This window comes from Streptomyces sp. NPDC003284 (assembly GCF_053589675.1).
In genome coordinates this window covers 181,707-198,813 of record NZ_JBSFSI010000012.1, presented here as the reverse complement: position 1 = coordinate 198,813, position 17,107 = coordinate 181,707, and the positions used below count along the sequence as shown (strand labels likewise).

The 17,107-nt window shown below is 74.0% G+C and carries 15 protein-coding genes; 5 read left to right on the top strand and 10 right to left on the bottom strand.

What is annotated here, in order from left to right; all coding sequences use genetic code 11:
- Positions 1–310 precede the first annotated feature (310 nt).
- The 7 genes from truB to rimP all read right to left on the bottom strand — a co-directional run bounded on the left by truB (position 311) and on the right by rimP (position 7,548).
- A complete protein-coding gene (gene truB, locus ACWDYF_RS24700; protein WP_381741318.1) occupies positions 311–1,216 on the bottom strand; it encodes a tRNA pseudouridine(55) synthase TruB in 906 nt (301 codons plus the stop codon).
- Positions 1,213–1,674, bottom strand: coding sequence for a 30S ribosome-binding factor RbfA (rbfA, locus tag ACWDYF_RS24695; protein ID WP_381741316.1), 462 nt, complete (start codon positions 1,672–1,674; stop codon positions 1,213–1,215). The genes truB and rbfA overlap by 4 nt, the downstream gene beginning before the upstream one ends.
- A gap of 112 nt (positions 1,675–1,786) precedes the next feature.
- A complete protein-coding gene (locus ACWDYF_RS24690) occupies positions 1,787–2,083 on the bottom strand; it encodes a DUF503 domain-containing protein (RefSeq protein ID WP_018569388.1) in 297 nt (98 codons plus the stop codon).
- Between the two features lie 256 nt (positions 2,084–2,339).
- Positions 2,340–5,432 carry a translation initiation factor IF-2 gene (gene infB / locus ACWDYF_RS24685; protein ID WP_381741314.1) on the bottom strand — a complete coding sequence of 1,031 codons (3,093 nt, stop codon included), beginning with the start codon at positions 5,430–5,432 and terminating at the stop codon, positions 2,340–2,342.
- Between the two features lie 150 nt (positions 5,433–5,582).
- Positions 5,583–5,879 (bottom strand): YlxR family protein, encoded by a 297-nt coding sequence (locus ACWDYF_RS24680; RefSeq protein WP_078509704.1) that lies wholly within the window; start codon positions 5,877–5,879, stop codon positions 5,583–5,585.
- Positions 5,880–6,010: 131 nt separating this feature from the next.
- Positions 6,011–6,997 (bottom strand): transcription termination factor NusA, encoded by a 987-nt coding sequence (gene nusA, locus ACWDYF_RS24675; RefSeq protein WP_018569390.1) that lies wholly within the window; start codon positions 6,995–6,997, stop codon positions 6,011–6,013.
- Between the two features lie 2 nt (positions 6,998–6,999).
- Complete coding sequence (rimP, locus tag ACWDYF_RS24670) at positions 7,000–7,548, bottom strand: ribosome maturation factor RimP (RefSeq protein ID WP_389473307.1); 549 nt, start codon at positions 7,546–7,548, stop codon at positions 7,000–7,002.
- A gap of 224 nt (positions 7,549–7,772) precedes the next feature.
- Here rimP and ACWDYF_RS24665 point away from each other — a divergent pair, with 224 nt between their 5' ends.
- From ACWDYF_RS24665 to ACWDYF_RS24650, 4 genes are all read left to right on the top strand, one after another.
- Complete coding sequence (locus ACWDYF_RS24665; RefSeq protein ID WP_389473305.1) at positions 7,773–8,438, top strand: hypothetical protein; 666 nt, start codon at positions 7,773–7,775, stop codon at positions 8,436–8,438.
- The gene (locus ACWDYF_RS24660) at positions 8,435–8,911 is read left to right on the top strand and encodes a DUF4439 domain-containing protein (RefSeq protein ID WP_389473303.1); all 477 of its coding nucleotides are present in this window, start codon (positions 8,435–8,437) and stop codon (positions 8,909–8,911) included. The genes ACWDYF_RS24665 and ACWDYF_RS24660 overlap by 4 nt, the downstream gene beginning before the upstream one ends.
- Positions 8,912–9,043: 132 nt before the next feature.
- A complete protein-coding gene (locus tag ACWDYF_RS24655) occupies positions 9,044–9,958 on the top strand; it encodes an aminoglycoside phosphotransferase family protein (protein ID WP_389473301.1) in 915 nt (304 codons plus the stop codon).
- A 224-nt stretch (positions 9,959–10,182) separates the two neighbouring features.
- Positions 10,183–11,520: a chloride channel protein gene (locus ACWDYF_RS24650; protein ID WP_389473299.1), complete on the top strand. Its 1,338-nt coding sequence runs from the start codon at positions 10,183–10,185 to the stop codon at positions 11,518–11,520.
- 110 nt (positions 11,521–11,630) lie between these two features.
- Here the strand turns inward: ACWDYF_RS24650 and ACWDYF_RS24645 are convergent, their stop codons facing one another.
- From ACWDYF_RS24645 to ACWDYF_RS24635, 3 genes are all read right to left on the bottom strand, one after another.
- A complete protein-coding gene (locus tag ACWDYF_RS24645; protein ID WP_064535537.1) occupies positions 11,631–13,334 on the bottom strand; it encodes a proline--tRNA ligase in 1,704 nt (567 codons plus the stop codon).
- Between the two features lie 73 nt (positions 13,335–13,407).
- Complete coding sequence (locus tag ACWDYF_RS24640) at positions 13,408–14,010, bottom strand: GNAT family N-acetyltransferase (protein ID WP_381741299.1); 603 nt, start codon at positions 14,008–14,010, stop codon at positions 13,408–13,410.
- A 59-nt stretch (positions 14,011–14,069) separates the two neighbouring features.
- Positions 14,070–14,918, bottom strand: coding sequence for a GNAT family N-acetyltransferase (locus tag ACWDYF_RS24635; protein ID WP_026252779.1), 849 nt, complete (start codon positions 14,916–14,918; stop codon positions 14,070–14,072).
- Between the two features lie 220 nt (positions 14,919–15,138).
- On the opposite strand from ACWDYF_RS24635, the gene ACWDYF_RS24630 reads away from it, so the two are divergent.
- Positions 15,139–17,001, top strand: a complete 1,863-nt coding sequence (locus ACWDYF_RS24630) for a SpoIIE family protein phosphatase (protein ID WP_389473295.1) — start codon at positions 15,139–15,141, stop codon at positions 16,999–17,001.
- The last annotated feature ends 106 nt before the right edge of the window (positions 17,002–17,107 follow it).

Genomic DNA, 17,107 nt, shown 5'->3' with positions numbered 1-17,107 from the left:
TCCCCGCCCGTGCCGCCGTTCCGCCGTGCAGCCGCGCCCAGTGCCTGTCGCGTCCCCGTCGACATGTCGATCTCGTCCCGGTTCCGCCCTGTCCCCGACGGTAGGCGCGAAACGATCAGCGGGAAAGATCGTGAGGCGAACGCGCCCCCCTGCGCCCCCGCGGTTCACTCCGAGCGCCTGCACGGTCGGGTGAATATCCGGGGGTCGCCGGATACCGGCCGGGAGCGGGGGAAGCGAGCGCCCCCGTGGAGCGGCGGCCGGGGTGACACCCCGTGTCCGCCGCTCCACGGGGGCGGAGGCGGGCGGCCGGTCAGGCGAAGACGGCCAGGCTCTTGGCCTTGCCGCGCTCCTCCTCGACCAGCGCGAGGAAGCGCCCCTCGGGGTCGAAGACGGCGACGGGCCCGCCGCCCGCGTACTCCTCGGGCATCTCCAGGCGCACGCCGTTGCCGAGCAGCCGGGCGCGCCGGGCGTCGATGTCCCAGCGCCGGAAGGCGGCGGTGGCCGCGTCGGCGACCGGCATCACGGTCAGCTCCTGCTGGAGCTGGTCGAGCGTCCGGGCGCTGTCCAGCTTGTACGGCCCGACGCGGGTGCGCCGCAGCGCGGTGAGGTGGCCGCCGACCCCGAGATCGGCGCCCAGGTCGCGGGCGAGGGCGCGGATGTAGGTGCCCGAGGAGCAGACCACCGAGACCACCAGGTCGAGCACCGGGGTGCCGTCCTCGGCGACGGCCTCGCGGACGTCGTACACCGTGAAGGAGGAGACGGTCACCGGCCGGGCGGGGATCTCGAACTCCTCGCCGTCGCGGGCCCGCTTGTAGGACCGCACGCCGTCGATCTTGATGGCGCTGACCTTCGACGGCACCTGCATGATCTCGCCGGTGAGCTTGGCGACGGCGGTGTCGACGGCCTCCCGGGTGACATGGGAGGCGTCCGCGCAGGAGGTGATCTCGCCCTCGGCGTCGTCGGTGACCGTGTTCTGGCCGAGCCGGACCGTGCCCAGGTACTCCTTCTCGGTCAGCGCGAGGTGGCCGAGGAGCTTGGTGGCCCGCTCCACCCCGAGGACGAGGACCCCGGTCGCCATGGGGTCGAGGGTGCCGGCGTGGCCGACGCGGCGGGTCCTGGCGATGCCGCGCATCTTGGCCACGACGTCGTGCGACGTGAAGCCCGACGGCTTGTCGACGATGACAAGGCCGTCGGGCGGGGTGGGCTTGCTGGTCATTCGGTGCTGTCGTCCGTCTCGTCGGTCGCGTCCTCGGCCCCGGGCTTGCGGTACGGGTCCGCCTCACCGGCGTAGGCGGCGCCCGCGGAGGCCTCGCGCACCTTCTCGTCGGACTGGCGGGCCCGGTCGAGGAGGCTCTCGATGGTCCGGGCGTTGTCCGGGAGGGCGTCGGCGACGAAGGCCAGGGTCGGGGTGAACTTCACCCCGGCGGCACGGCCGACCTCGGAGCGCAGGATGCCCTTGGCGCTCTCCAGTCCGGCCGCCGCGGCCTTGCGCTCCTCGTCGTCCCCGTAGACCGTGTAGAAGACCGTCGCCTCCCGCAGGTCGCCCGTGACCCTGGTGTCCGTGATGGTGACGTGCGAGCCGAGCCGCGGGTCCTTGATCCCGCGCTGGAGCTTCTGGGCCACCACCTCTCGGATGAGGTCCGCCAGCCTTTTCGCCCGCGCGTTGTCGGCCACTGGTCCGTCTCCCGTTCTTCTTGTCGCTTCTTGCTGCTGCGTTTCGTGGTGTGGTGCGGTGGGTGCGGTCGGGGCCGCCGCCCGCCGGTCAGGTCCGGACCGGACCGGGCTTCTAGTCGTCATCCTCGCCGTGGAAGCGCCGTCTGGCGGACAGCAGCTCCACTTCGGGGTGCCCGGCGACCAGCCGCTCGCACCGGTCGAGTACGTCGGTCAGGTGCGCCGCGTCCCCCGAGACCACGGCGAGGCCGATGACGGCCCGCCGGTGGAGGTTCAGGTGGTCCACCTCGGCCGCGCTCACCGCGAACTTCCGCTGGAGCTCGGCGACGATCGGGCGGACGACGGAGCGCTTCTCCTTCAGCGAGTGGACGTCGCCGAGGAGGAGGTCGAAGGACAGAGTCCCCACGTACATGTGTGTCCGGGTTGCCCGCCGGTACGGGATCGATGGTCCTGCCTTCGATACGGGCAGGGACATCAAGAACGGTACCGCGATCCGGCCGGTGGCTCGACGGGGTTTCCCGTCCGCCCCGTCCGCCGCCGCGCCGGGCCGCGGTCCGGGGACCGCACGGAGCAGGGGCGCACCACCATGACGGCGGTACGCCCCTGGCGCGCCGCACCGGCCGGCGGGAACCAGGTCCCGTCGGCCGGTGCGGGGATGCCGTGGGGTGTTACACCCGCGGCTTCTCGCGCATCTCGTACGTCGCGATGACGTCGTCGATCTTGATGTCGTTGAAGTTTCCGAGGTTGATACCGCCCTCGAAGCCTTCGCGGATCTCGGTGACGTCGTCCTTGAAGCGGCGCAGGCCCTCGATGTTGAGGTTCTCCGCGATGACCTTGCCGTCGCGCAGGAGCCGGGCCTTGGTGTTGCGCTTGACCTCGCCGGAGCGGATGAGGACACCCGCGATGTTGCCCAGCTTGGAGGAGCGGAAGACCTCGCGGATCTCCGCCGTGCCCAGCTGGACCTCTTCGTACTCCGGCTTGAGCATGCCCTTGAGGGCCGCCTCGATCTCCTCGATCGCCTGGTAGATGACCGAGTAGTACCGGACGTCCACGCCTTCGCGCTCGGCCATCTGCTGCGCACGGCCGACCGCGCGCACGTTGAAGCCGATCACGATGGCGTCGGAGCCCATCGCCAGGTCGATGTCGGACTCCGTGACCGCACCGACGCCGCGGTGCAGGACGCGGATGTCGACCTCTTCGCCGACGTCCAGCTGGAGCAGGGAGGACTCCAGGGCCTCGACCGATCCGGACGCGTCGCCCTTGATGATCAGGTTCAGCTGCTGGACCTCGCCGGCCTTGAGCACCTTGTCCAGGTCCTCCAGGGACACGCGGCGCGTGCGCTTGGCGAACGCGGCGTTGCGCTCGCGGGCGGCGCGCTTCTCCGCGATCTGGCGGGCCGTACGGTCCTCCTCGACCACGATGAAGTTGTCGCCCGCACCCGGGACGTTGGTCAGGCCGAGGACCTGGACCGGCGTCGAGGGACCGGCCTCGGCGACGTTGTTGCCGTTGTCGTCGAGCATGGCGCGCACGCGGCCGTAGGCGTCGCCCACCACCATCGTGTCGCCGACCCGCAGGGTGCCTCGCTGGACGAGGACCGTCGCCACGGCACCGCGGCCGCGGTCGAGACGGGACTCGATCGAGATGCCCTGCGCGTCCTGGTCGGGGTTGGCCCGCAGGTCGAGCGAGGCGTCGGCGGTCAGGATGACCGCTTCCAGCAGGGAGTCGATGTGCAGACCCTGCTTGGCGGAGATGTCGACGAACATGGTGTCGCCGCCGTACTCCTCGGCCACCAGGCCGTACTCGGTCAGCTGACCGCGCACCTTGGTCGGGTCCGCGCCCTCGACGTCGATCTTGTTGACCGCGACGACGATCGGGACGTCGGCCGCCTTGGCGTGGTTGAGCGCCTCGACCGTCTGCGGCATGACGCCGTCGTTGGCCGCGACGACCAGGATCGCGATGTCGGTCGACTTCGCACCACGGGCACGCATGGCGGTGAACGCCTCGTGACCCGGGGTGTCGATGAAGGTGATCGCGCGGTCCTCGCCGTTGACCTCGGTCGCGACCTGGTAGGCACCGATGTGCTGGGTGATGCCGCCGGCCTCGCCCGCGATGACGTTCGTCTTGCGGATGGCGTCGAGCAGCCGGGTCTTTCCGTGGTCGACGTGACCCATGACGGTCACGACCGGCGGACGGACGACCAGGTCCTCCTCGGTGCCCTCGTCCTCGCCGAACTCCAGGTCGAAGGACTCGAGCAGCTCGCGGTCCTCCTCCTCGGGGCTGACGATCTGAACCGTGTAGTTCATCTCGCCGGCGAGGAGTTGCAGCGTCTCGTCCGAGACGGACTGCGTGGCCGTGACCATCTCGCCCAGGTTCATCATGACCGCGACGAGCGACGCCGGGTTGGCGTTGATCTTCTCGGCGAAGTCGGTGAGCGACGCACCGCGCGACAGGCGAATGGACTCGCCGTTGCCGCGAGGCAGCATCACACCGCCGACCGACGGGGCCTGCATGGCCTCGTACTCCTGGCGCCGCTGCCGCTTCGACTTGCGACCGCGACGCGCCGGACCGCCGGGACGGCCGAAGGCGCCCTGTGTGCCACCACGGCCACCGGGACCGCCGGGACGGCCACCGAAGCCGGGACGGCCACCGCCGCCGCCGAAGCCGCCGCCACCACCGGGGCCACCGCCACCGGGACGACCGGCGAAGCCGCCGCCGCCACCGGGACGACCGCCGCCGCCACCGCCGGGACGGCCGGCGAAGCCGCCGCCACCGGGACGGCCGGCGCCGCCGGGACGACCCGCACCGCCCGGACCGCGGCCGCCGGGGCCACCGCCGGGACGCGGGCCGGCAGCGGGACGCTGCGGCATCATGCCGGGGTTGGGACGCGGGCCGCCGGGACGGGGACCGCCGGGACCGCCCTGCGGACGCGGCATCGCGCCCGGGGTCGGACGCGGACCGCCCGGGGACTGCGGACGCGGACCGCCGCCCTGGGCGCCGGGCGCCTGCGGACGGGGGCCGCCGCCGGGAGCACCGGGGCCGCCGGGACGCTGGCCCTGCGGCCGGGGCGCCTGCGGGCGCGCCATGCCGGTGGAGCCACCGGAGGTGAAGGGGTTGTTGCCCGGACGCGGACCGGCCGGACGGGCACCGGGGCGTGCGCCCTGGCCACCGGGGCGCGGGGCGCCCTGGCCCGGACGGGCCTGACCCTGGCCCTGGCCGGCACCGCCAGGACGGCCGCCACCGGGCTTGGGAGCACCGGGACGCGCGCCACCGGGGCGCGGGCCCTGCGCGGCGGCCGGGGACGGCGCCGGAGCCGACGGCGGAGCGGTGAACTCCGGAGCGGCGGGCGCGGCCGGGGCCGGACGCGGGGCGGGCTTGGGACCCGGCACCGGACGCGGGCCGGGGGCCGGCGCGGGAGCCGAGGGGGCCGCGGGCGTCTGCGCCGCGGCGGGCTTGGGCGCGGCCGGCGGCCTGGGGGCGGCCGGGCGCTCTCCCGCGGGCCTGGCGCCCTGGGAGGTGCCCCCTGCCGGCGCCGGCGAGGGCGCTGCGGGCCTGGGGGCGGCCTTCTTCGGGGCACCCGGCTTGGCGGACCTGCCGCCGCCGCTGCCCTGCTGGAAGGCGTCGGTCAGTTTGCGTACTACGGGCGCCTCGATCGTCGAGGATGCCGATCGGACGAATTCACCGAGTTCCTGGAGCTTGGCCATGACGACCTTGCTCTCCACACCGAACTCCTTGGCGAGTTCGTATACCCGGACCTTAGCCACTTCGCTCCTTTGAGGTCCGGGTTGCGGCCGGACCGTCGCTAGTTCATGGGCGTACTCATCGCGTACTCATCGAGTGCTCATCGCAATCTCGACCTGCTTTCGACTCGCGAGGTACCAGGCCGCACGGCGGGTTCCGTGCGACTCGTCTTCCTACCGTGTTGCCTGCTCGGCAACTGTTGTCCGCTCGACGTGGTGGCGCAACGCCTTTGTGTCGAGCGCTCCCGGGGCACGCAACGCCCGCGTGAACGCCCGGCGGCGTACCGCCTGGTCGAGACAGACCGGGGCGGGGTGTACGTACGCACCCCGGCCGGGCAGCGTACCGCGAGGATCGGGGACGCACTCGTCCTCGATCGCCACGATGCGCAGCAGATCCGTCTTGGCCGCTCGCTCCCGGCACCCCACACAGGTGCGTTCAGGGCATGCTCGGGCCTGCGTCCGGCCAGACACCGCTAAGTCTACCTCCCCGCACACACCTCACCCCTCGGGGGGAGGATTCGAACGGTTGTTGTCGTGATCCCAGCGCTGTGCGGCCTGGATCCATTCCCCGGCGATCTGTTCCCCGGCGATCTGTTCCCGGTCTATTCCCCGGCCTGTTCGGTGTCCGGGCGGATGTCGATGCGCCAGCCGGTGAGGCGGGCGGCCAGCCGGGCGTTCTGCCCCTCCTTGCCGATCGCCAGGGACAGCTGGTAGTCCGGCACGGTCACCCGGGCGGAGCGGGCCGCCAGGTCGACGACCTCCACCTTGGAGACCCGGGCCGGGGAGAGCGCGTTCGCCACCATCTCGGCCGGGTCGTCCGACCAGTCGACGATGTCGATCTTCTCGCCGTTCAGCTCGCCCATCACATTGCGCACCCGGCCGCCCATGGGGCCGATGCAGGCACCCTTGGCGTTCAGGCCCGAACGGGTGGACCGCACCGCGATCTTCGTACGGTGGCCGGCCTCGCGGGCGATCGCCGAGATCTCGACCGAGCCGTCCGCGATCTCCGGCACCTCCAGGGCGAAGAGCTTCTTCACCAGATTGGGATGCGTGCGCGAGAGGGTGACGGACGGGCCGCGCACCCCCTTGGCCACCCGGACGACGTACGAGCGCAGCCGCATGCCGTGCGGGTACGTCTCGCCGGGGACCTGCTCCTGCACCGGCAGGATGGCCTCCAGCTTGCCGATGTCCACGAGCACGTTCTTCGGGTCGCGGCCCTGCTGGACGACGCCGGTGACGATGTCGCCCTCGCGTCCGGCGTACTCACCGAGCGTCGCGTCGTCCTCGGCGTCGCGCAGCCGCTGGAGGATGACCTGCTTCGCGGTGGTGGCGGCGATCCGGCCGAAGCCGGACGGGGTGTCGTCGAACTCGCGGGCCCGCTGGCCCTCTTCGAGGTCCTCCGGGTCCTCCTTCGCCCACACGGTCACATGCCCGGTCTCCCGGTTGAGCTCCACGCGCGCGTGGCGGCGGCTTCCCTCGGTGCGGTGGTAGGCGATGAGGAGGGCCGACTCGATCGCCTCGACCAGCAGGTCGAAGGAGATCTCCTTCTCCCGCACCAAGCCCCGCAGGGCGCTCATGTCGATGTCCACGGCTACGCCTCCTCCTCTTCCTTCATGTCCTTCTCGGTCCTGCTGTCGTCCGTACTGCCCGTGCTGTCGGTGCTGTCCTTGCGGTTGAACTCGACCTGCACACGGGCCCTGGCCACGTCCGCCAGGGCGACCCGGCGGGCCGTGGGCCTGCGGCCCTTGACTCCGGGCACCTCGAGGTCGAGTCCTTCGTCGTCGACGGCGACGATCCGGGCCACCAGCTCGCCGCCCTCGGCCAGCTGGAACTTCACCAGCCGGCCCGTGGCGCGCACATAGTGACGAGGCTGGGTGAGGAGGCGCTCCGCGCCGGGGGTGCCGACCTCAAGGGTGTACTCCCCCTCGCCCATCGCGTCGCTCTCGTCGAGCTTCGCCGAGAGCGCGCGGCTCACATCGGCGATCGCGTCCAGATCGGCACCGGTCTCGGAGTCGACGACGACGCGCAGCACCCGCTTGCGTCCCACGGAGTCCACGGCGATCTCTTCGAGGTCCAGCCCCTGGGAGGTGACGAGCGGTTCCAGCAGCTCCCGCAGCCTCTCGCTCTGGGTGGTGCTCATCCGGGTGACTCCTCGGCCGCGTGTGCTGTTGTGGGACGGTTCGCGTGTCTGGTCAAAGGGTATCCGGTCCCAGGGGGTGTTGCCGTCCACCTGGGCGAGGGTGGTGGCGCTGAGCCGCGCCCGGGACGCGCGCGGGTACGGTGATCACGGGCAGGGCCTGTCCGTCCGCCTGTCCGTCTGTTCGCCCTTCCCGCTCCGTACGTACGCACCCGAGGACGTCTGCCGTGCCGTTCCCCTCACCCTCGCAGGCCCCCTCGGGCCCGCGCAGAAGGAGCCTGCTCGCCTCGGCGGCGGGGGTCGCCCTGCTCGCGGGCTGCTCCGCCGGAGGCGACTCCTCCGGTGACAGCGGCGGCGGTCCGTCGCTCGCCGACCGGGTGCGCGCGGGCGCGGTCCGGGACAGCGAGGACCTGGCGCGGCGCTACGACGCCGTGCTCGCCGCGCATCCGGCGCTGGCCGGGCGGCTGGCGCCGCTGCGGGCCGAAGTGGCGCGCCACGCCGCCGCGTTCGGCGGCGCGGGAGCGTCCGCGGCGGCCCCCTCCCCCTCCGCGACGGCGACGGCGGGTTCCGGCGACGGCGGAACACCGCCCGCGTCACCGGCCGCGACGGACGCGGTCCGGGCAGCGGTGGGCGGGGGCGGCGCGGCGGGTACGGCGGGGCCTTCCGGTTCCGGCGGTGCGGCGGCCTCCGGTGGTGCGGCGGCCTCCGCGTCGGCGGGGGTTCCGGCCCGGCCCGGGGACGCGCTCGCCTCGCTCGCCGCGGCGGAGCGCTCGCTCGCCGACCGCCGGACGGACGCGCTGCTCCAGGTGCCCGGCGAGCTGGCCCGGCTGCTGGCCTCGGTGGCGGCGGCCGGGGCCGCGCACGCGTATCTGCTGACCGAGGGGGGCAAGTGAGCGAGGCGACCGAGCGGGAACTGCGGGCGCTCCAGGCGGCGCTGGCCGCGGAGCACGCCGCCGTGTACGGGTACGGCGTGGTCGGCGGCCGGGTCGGCAAGGAGCGGCGGGCGGCGGCGCGGGCGGCGTACGACGCCCATCGGGCGCGCCGGGACGCGCTGGTGCGCGAGGTTCGCTCCCTGGGCGGGCAGCCGGTGGCCGCGGCGGCCGCCTACGCGCTGCCGTTCCCGGTGCCCGACGCGGCCACCGCGCTGCGTTTCGCGGCCGAGCTGGAGGACCGGGTGGCCGGGGTCTACGCCGATGCCGTGCGGGCCGCCACCGGGCAGCGGCGGCGGGAGGCCGCCGGGGCGCTGCGCGAGGCGGCGGTCCGGGCGGTGGGCTGGCGCGGGGGCAGCGTAGCCTTCCCTGGTCTCGCCGAACGCGCCGGTGCCGACGGTACGTCGGCGACACCGGCACCGGCAGCGACGCCGTAGCGCGGCGAGCGGCGGACGGCGGCGTCCGCCCGGGGTACGCGGTGCACGAGGTGCACGCGGTGCATGAGCGGGGCGACCCCGTCCGGCCCCGGCACCCGGGCGTCCAGGTCTCCAGGAAGGGAACACTCGCGCATGGCTTTCGAACCGCCTCGGCGTCTGGTCCGGGCGCTCGGCGAGACGTCGCCGGACGGTGACGACTGGCTGGAGCGGCTGCCCGTACTGGCCGAGCGGGCCGCCGCTCTACGCGGGTCGACCGTCGAGCGGGTGCAGGTGCCCGGCGGGCGCAGCAGCCTGGTCGTGCTGGTGCGGCTGGCGGACGGGACGCCCGCCGTGCTGAAGCTGGCCCCGCCCCGGGCCCGGCCCGGCGCCGAGCGGGCCGCGCTCGCGCACTGGGACGGCCGGGGCGCGGTACGGCTGCTGGAGCCGGAGTCGGCCGGGGCGGACGAGGAGGCCGGTGTGCTGCTGCTGGAACGGCTGCACCCGGAGGTGTCGGTGCGGTCGCTGCCGGAGGCGCGGGCGCTGCTGGAGGCGGCGGGCACGCTGCGGCGGCTGTGGGTGGAGCCGCCGCGGGGGCATCCCTTCGAGACGGTCGCCGCGCGGACCGGGCGGCAGGCGGACGCGATGCGGGCGAGCGCGGAGCGCGACCCGGACGTGGCGCCGCTGGTCGAGAGCGCGCTCACGGCCCGTACGGAGCTGCTGGCCGCGCCGCCCGGACCGCGGCTGCTGCACGGCACGTTCCGGCAGAGCAAGGTGCTCGCCGGGGACCGGGTGCCGTGGCTGGCCGTGGGGCCCGACCCGGTGGTCGGCGAGCCCGCCTTCGACCTCGCGCGCCTCGTCCGCGACCGGGTGGAGGACCTGATCGCCTCCCCGTCCGGACCGGCCATCACCCGGCGCCGGATCAAACGCCTGGCGGAGTCCCTGGAGGTGGACCGCGAACGGCTCACCGGCTGGACCCTGTTCCGCGCCGTGGAGTCCGGCGTCCGCGCCCGCCGTGTCGGCCGCCCCCGGGACGCCGAACTCCTGCTGGAATTCGCCGGCTGGCTCTGATCCCCGGGCTCCGCGGCCGTCCCCGGTCGCGGGACGACGGCCCGGCTCCGCCGCCGACACCGGCCCGGTGCAGCCGGGAGCGGTACGGGCCCCGGCCCGAGTGCCGGGGCCGGTTCGCGCGGGCGGCGCGACACACGCGCCAGGCGGCCCTTCGGCCCGCCGGGACGGGAGACGATGCCCGGCGAGGGTCCGGCAGCGGCCGGTTTCCCCGGGAAGGGCGTGCGATGGACGGCGGACGGGGCAGTGGCCGGGGACAGGACAGGTCCGGCGGCGCGGGGGCGGCGGGGCAGCCGAACCTTGTCGCGCCCTCGGACGTTCCCGCGCTGTCCGCGCGGTTCTGGGTCCTGGTGGTGGCCACGGGGGTGCTCGCGGGCTTCGCGGGTGCCGCGCTGATGGTGGTGCTGCATGCGGCGGCCCATCTCACGTACTCCTACCGTTCGGGGAGTTTCCTGGCCGCGGTCGAGGAGGCCGGTGCGCTCCGTCGGGTGGTGGCGCTGGCCGCCGCGGGGGCGGTGGCCGGGCTCGGCTGGTGGCTCCTGCGGTGGTGGACGGGCCCCGGCGGCTCGGAGGTGAGTACGGCGCTGTGGCGGGACGAGGGGCGGCTGCCGCTGCGGCGGAGTCTGGGCACCGCGGTCCTGTCCGTGGTGACCGTCGGCATGGGTGCCTCGCTGGGGCGCGAGGGGGCGCCGCGGCTGGCCGGTGCGGCGCTGGCCTCCCGGCTGTCCGACTGGGCCCGGCTGGACACCGCGCACCGGCGGCTGCTCGCCGCCTGCGGCGCCGGGGCCGGTATGGCGTGTGTGTACGACGTGCCGCTGGGCGGGGCGCTGCTGACGCTGGAGGTGATGCTCGGCGTCCTGTCGCTGCGCCTGGCCCTGCCCGCCCTGGCCACCTGCTGCATCGCCACCGCGGTCTCCTGGACGGTGCTGCCCGAGGAGCCCACCTACCGGTTGCCCGAGGTGGGGCTGTCCACGTCCCTGGCCGTGTTCGCCGTGCTGATCGGGCCGCTCGCCGGACTCGTCGCGGTCGGCTGGGTGCGGATGATCCGGATCGGGCACGAACACCGGCCCGCGGGGTGGGGACCGCTCATCGCGCCGCTCCTGGTCTTCACCGTGGTCGGGCTGCTTGCCGTTCCCTTTCCCGAACTGCTCGGCAACGGCAAGGACATCGTCCAGCTCACGCTCTCCGCGCAGGTCGCCGCGCCTCTTCTGGTGGCCCTGCTGTTCCTCAAACCGCTCGCCACGGCCGGGAGCCTGGGCAGTGGTGCGAGCGGCGGGCTGTTCACCCCCACCATCGCCACCGGCGCGCTGCTCGGCTCTCTGGCGGGGCAGGGCTGGACACACGCGTGGCCCGCCCCGGCGGCCGGATTCGCGGTCATCGGCGCGGCCGCGGTCCTCGCCGCCGCCATGCAGGCGCCGATCGCCGCCGTCGTCCTGATGCTGGAACTCACCCGTACCGTCGACGCCCTGATGGTCCCCCTGCTCTTCGCCGTCACCGGCGCGATGCTCGTCTCCCGGCGGCTCGACACCCCGTCCATCTACTCCGTACGCCTGCCCGCCCAATGACAGCCCGATGACAGCCCGATGACGCCTGCCGCACACCGCTTCGGGCGCGGCTGCCGCCGCCGCCACGTCCACGGCCCCCGCCCCGGGGCAGGGGCGGGGCCGTGCGCGGGTCAGGCGGTGAGGCGGGCGAGGGCCTCGTCGACGGTCAGTTCCTCGCGTTCGCCGGTGCGGCGGTCCTTCAGCTCGACGACACCCTCGGCGGAGCGGCGCCCGGCGACGAGGATCTTGGGGACGCCGATCAGTTCCGCGTCGGTGAACTTGACGCCCGGGGAGACCCCGGCGCGGTCGTCGACGAGGACGCGCAGTCCGGCGGCGGCCAGCTTGGCGGAGACGTCGAGGGCCAGGTCGATCTGGAGGGCCTTGCCCGCGGCGACCACGTGCACATCGGCCGGGGCCACCTCGGCGGGCCAGACCAGGCCGTGCTCGTCGGCGTGCTGCTCGGCGAGGGCGGCGACGGCGCGGGAGACGCCGATGCCGTAGGAGCCCATGGTGACGCGGACCGGCTTGCCGTTCTGGCCGAGGACGTCGAGCTTGAGGGCGTCGGTGTACTTGCGGCCGAGCTGGAAGATGTGGCCGATCTCGATGGCGCGGTCCAGCTTCAGGCCGGTGCCGCACCGGGGGCAGGGGTCGCCCTCCTGCACGACGACCACGTCGACGTAGGCGTCGACCTCGAAGTCACGGCCCGCGACGACGTTCTTCGCGTGCGTGTGCTCCTTGTTGGCGCCGGTGATCCAGGCGGTGCCGGGGGCCACGCGCGGGTCGGCGATGTAGGTGGTCTTCTCGCCCAGGCCCTGCGGACCGACATAGCCGCGCACCAGGTCGGGGCGACCGGTGAAGTCCTCGGCGGTGACCAGTTCGACGGCGGCCGGGGCGAAGTGCGCCTCGACCTTGCCGAGGTCGACCTCGCGGTCGCCGGGCACGCCGACGGCGACGATCTCGCCGTCCACCTTGACCAGCAGGTTCTTCAGGGTGGCGGAGGCGGGGACGCCGAGGGAGGCGGCCAGCGTCTCGATGGTGGGGGTGTCCGGGGTGGGGATCTCCTCCAGCGCGGGCACACCGGAGCCGTCCACCGGCTTCAGCTCGTACGTGATCGCCTCGGTGTTGGCGGCGAAGTCGCAGTTCGGGCAGTCGGCGAAGGTGTCCTCCCCGGCCTCGGCCGGGGCGAGGAACTCCTCGGACCGGGAGCCGCCCATGGCGCCCGCGGTGGCCGCGCAGATGCGGTAGTCCAGGCCGAGGCGCTCGAAGATGCGCTGGTAGGCCTGGCGGTGCAGGGCGTAGGACTCGGCGAGGCCCTCGTCGGCGGTGTCGAAGGAGTAGGAGTCCTTCATCAGGAACTCGCGCCCGCGCAGGATGCCCGCGCGCGGCCGGGCCTCGTCGCGGTACTTGCTCTGGATCTGGTAGAGGATGACCGGCAGGTCCTTGTAGGAGGACGCCTGGTCCTTCACCAGCAGGGTGAAGATCTCCTCGTGGGTGGGGCCGAGCAGATAGTCGCCGCCCCGGCGGTCCTGGAGGCGGAACAGCTCGGCGCCGTACTCGTCCCAGCGGCCGGTCGCCTCGTACGGCTCCCTCGGCAGCAGCGCGGGCAGCAGCACCTCCTGGGCGCCGATGGCGTCCATCTCCTCACGGACGATCCGCTCGACGTTCGCGAGGACCTTCTTGCCCAGCGGCAGCCAGCTCCAGACGCCCGCGGCGGTGCGGCGGACGTAACCGGCGCGGACCAGCAGCTTGTGGCTGAGGACCTCGGCGTCGGCCGGGTCGTCGCGCAGCGTCTTGGCCATCAACTGGGACATGCGCTGGACCGGTGCGTTCGCCATCGTTCTCGTACTCCTGCCGGATATCGGTGATGGCTAGGAGGTTAGCCGGGCGGACGGCGGCGGTGGAAATCGGTCAGCGGACCCGGGGGGTGCGGCGGCGCAGCGGCAGCGGGGCGCCCATCACGGCGTACGGCCGCGGCGCGCTGGGGAAGAGGACCTGGCGGGCCAGGTCGGTGTAGCCCAGGGAGTGGTAGAGGCCGCGGGCCGGGCTGTCGGTGTCGATGGCGGAGAGGATGGAGCGGGGCTCGGCGGCGGTGTCGGTGACGGCGGTGATCAGGGCGCGGCCGACGCCCCGGTTCTGGTGGGCCGGGTGGACGTGCAGTTCGGTGATGACGAAGGAGCCGTCCAGCCAGTCCTCGTGCCCGCGGGCGCGCAGATACGGTTCGACGACGGTGGACCACCAGTGGGTGCGGTCGTTGGGCATGCCGTAGACGAATCCGGCGAGCCGGCCGTCCGCGGTGGTGGCGCCAAGCGCGCGGGCTCCCGGGCAGGTCATGTGACGCAGCACGATCTGGCGGCGTACGGCGACCTCCTCGGCGCCGAGTCCGAAGGCGACGGCCTGGACGGCGAGCGCCTCGTCGACCCGGGCCGCCAGATCGAGGGGGCCGACCACGATGTCGTCTCGGCGGCCGGGGCCGGGGCCGTGACCGGGGCCGTGACCGGGAAAGTGCGCCATGCCGGGGAGACTACCCGGCCGCCGTCCGCCGCCGGAGCCGCGCGGACGGCCGGGCGGGCTCAGAAGAGCACGCTGGTGAACGCGCCGACCTCCTGGAAGCCGACGCGCCGGTAGGTGCGCCGGGCCGGGGCGTTGAAGTCGTTGACGTAGAGGCTCACCACGGGGGCGACGTCCGCCAGCGCGTAGCGCAGCACCGCGGCCATGCCGGGGGCGGCCAGGCCGCGGCCGCGGTACTCGGGGGCGACCCAGACGCCCTGGATCTGGCAGGCCCGGTCGGTGGCGGCGCCGATCTCGGCCTTGAACATGACCTTGCCGTGCTCGTCGAGGCGGGCGAAGGAGCGGCCGGAGCCGACGAGTTCGGCGACCCGGGCCTGGTAGAGGAGGCCGCCGTCACCGGCCAGCGGGGAGACGCCGACCTCCTCGGTGAACATCGCCACGCAGGCCGGCATGATCGTCTCCATCTCGTCCTTGCGGACGCGGCGGACGTAGGGGTCGGCGGCGGTGTCGTCCGGCATCCGGTCGGTGATCATGAGGGGCTGGCGGGCGCGGACCTCGCGGGCCGGGCCCCAGCTCGGTTCGAGGAGCCGCCACAGCTCGGTGGTGGGCTCGCTGGGACCGACGATGGAGGAGCAGCGGCGGCCGGCCCGCCGGGCGCGGTCGGCGAAGGCGCGCACGGCGCGCGGGGTGGCGCAGATCGGGACCAGGTTGGCGCCCGCGTAGCACAGGGACGTGAGCATGCCGTCCTCGTACCAGCCCCACATCTCGCCGCCGAGCCGCCACGGGTCGAGGCCCGCGATCCGCACCCGGGAGGTCACGAAGGCGTTCGCGACCGGCTCGCGGTCGAGGACGGCGAGTGCCGCGTCCAGGTCGCTCGGTTCGAGCACCCGTGAGGTGGTCTGGGTCAACACGTACGGGGCCTCACGCTGGGGTTCCGCTGATCTCCGCACTGTACCTGCCGAATCCTGGCGGCGCCGCCCTCCCGGAAGGGCCGGGCACCGGGTGGTCCGGTGTGTGGCAGTGTGGGCGGTTATGGGTACCCCTCATGTCGAGCCGGGTTCGGAAAGCGGTGATCACGGTGGCACCACCTCGGACGACGGTCCGGAGCGGCGAGGGCGAGGGGCTGAGGCCATGAACACGGCGGACATCGCCCTGGAACCGGACTTCACACGGGCGGTCCTGCACGACCTGGGCACCGGCGTCTTCACCATCGACGCCGCGGGGTGCATCACATCGGTCAACCCGTGGGCGGAGCGGCTGCTGGGCCGCTCGGAGGCGGAGCTGCTCGGCCGGGACGCGCACGACGCGCTGCACCGCCGCGCCGACGGCACCGAGATGCCGCGCGGCGAGTGCCGGATGCAGACGCCGCTGGCGGGCGCCCGGCCCGCCGGTGAGGGCTGTGAGGAGTACTTCCAGCGGGCCGACGGGTCGGTCCTGCCGATCATCTGGACCACCACGTCACTGCTGGTGGCGGGCCGCCCCGCGGGTCTTGTGGTGTGCTTCGACGACTTCGGCGCGCACCGGGCGGCCGAGGAGCGGATGGCCGCGCACGCCGCCGCGCTGGAGGCGCTGACCGCCCGGCTGAACCTGCTGGCGGACGTCTCCTCGGTGCTGATGTCCGCCCTGGAGGCGTCCGGGCGGATACGGCGGCTGCTGCACCTGCTGGTGCCGGAACTGGGCGACTGGGCGGAGGTCGCTCTGTGCTCGGAGCGGTCGGGGCTGCTGGAGCGGGTCGCCGTGCGGTGCCCGGCGCATCCGCGGCGGGCGCGGCGGCTGGAGGGCGCGCTGCCGCCGCTGCCGGTGGACGCGCGGGCGGCGGTGGAGCGGGTGATGAGCGCCGACGAGCCGGTGCTGCTGACCGCCGCCGAACTGCGGGACCCGGGCTCCCCGCTGGCCCCGCTGGCCGCGACGCACGGACGGCTCTTCGAGCGGCTGGGCGGCCACACCGCCGTGGTGATGCCGCTGGCCGCGCGCCGCAACCGCTACGGGATGCTGACGGTGGGCCGCGCCGGTGACGCGCCCGCGCCCACCGCCGCGGAGGTGCGGCTGCTCGCCGACATCGGCCGCCGGCTGGGGCTGGTGCTGGACAACGCCCGGCTCTACCAGGAGCAGCGCAGCGTCTCGGAGACCATGCAGCGCCAGTTGCTGGCCCCGCTCCCCCAGGTGGACCATCTGCGGATGGCCGCGCGCTATCTCCCGGCGCAGAGCGCGATGGAGGTCGGCGGCGACTGGTACGACGCCTTCCTGCTCGCCGACGGGGTGATGGCCCTGGTGATCGGGGACGTGGTCGGACACGACCTCCAGGCCGCCGCGCACATGGCCGAGGTCCGCAACATGCTGCGCGCGCTGGCCTGGGACCATCAGAAGCCGCCCAGTCTGATCATGTGCCGGCTGGACGAGGCGGTCACCCACACCAGTGACGCGCCGATGGCCACGCTGATCTTCGCCCGGATCGAGGGGCCGGAGGGCGGGCCGTGGCGGCTGAACTGGGTCAACGCCGGGCATCCGCCGCCGCTGCTGATCACCCGGGACGGCGAGGCGCGGTTCCTGACGGCGGGGCACGGCCCGCTGATCGGGATGAGCGCCGTCCTGCACCTGGGGCTGGACTGGCCCGACGCGTACGCGGAACTGCCGCCCGAGTCCCTGCTCCTGCTCTACACCGACGGTCTGGTGGAGAGCAGGGACCGGCCGATCGATCTGGGGATGGCCAGACTCCGCCATCACGCGCAGGTCCTGGCCCGGAGGATGGCCGGGGAGACGGTGGACGACTTCTGCGACGCGCTGCTGGACCGGATCAGGCCCAGCGGTGACGACGCCGCGCTGCTCGCGCTGCATCTGCCGCCGCGCGGTGCGGGAGCCCCCGGTGACCGGGATCCGGCGCCTCCCCCGCAGTCGCCGTACAGCAGTCCGGCGGCGCCGAACCGGGCCGCGCCCGGGTCCGTCCAGGAGGACTCACCGGTGGCGGATCCGACGGACTGGCTGCGCGAAGAGTGAGCCACTGCGGGCTGTGAGGCCCTACGCGGTGCGGGGCACCGCGGGGTGCGAGGCTCTGCGCGACGTGGGATCCGGGGTGGTGGGATCCGGAGGGGTGGGATCCGGG

Excerpts from the sequence above, each read along its gene's own strand:
- truB (WP_381741318.1), bottom strand. The coding sequence starts at position 1,216 with ATGACCAGCAAGCCCACCCCGCCCGACGGCCTTGTCATCGTCGACAAG.
- ACWDYF_RS24690 (WP_018569388.1), bottom strand. The coding sequence starts at position 2,083 with ATGTACGTGGGGACTCTGTCCTTCGACCTCCTCCTCGGCGACGTCCAC.
- rimP (WP_389473307.1), bottom strand. The coding sequence starts at position 7,548 with ATGAGCACCACCCAGAGCGAGAGGCTGCGGGAGCTGCTGGAACCGCTC.
- ACWDYF_RS24655 (WP_389473301.1), top strand. The coding sequence starts at position 9,044 with ATGGCTTTCGAACCGCCTCGGCGTCTGGTCCGGGCGCTCGGCGAGACG.
- ACWDYF_RS24650 (WP_389473299.1), top strand. The coding sequence starts at position 10,183 with ATGGACGGCGGACGGGGCAGTGGCCGGGGACAGGACAGGTCCGGCGGC.
- ACWDYF_RS24645 (WP_064535537.1), bottom strand. The coding sequence starts at position 13,334 with ATGGCGAACGCACCGGTCCAGCGCATGTCCCAGTTGATGGCCAAGACG.
- ACWDYF_RS24640 (WP_381741299.1), bottom strand. The coding sequence starts at position 14,010 with ATGGCGCACTTTCCCGGTCACGGCCCCGGTCACGGCCCCGGCCCCGGC.
- ACWDYF_RS24630 (WP_389473295.1), top strand. The coding sequence starts at position 15,139 with ATGAACACGGCGGACATCGCCCTGGAACCGGACTTCACACGGGCGGTC.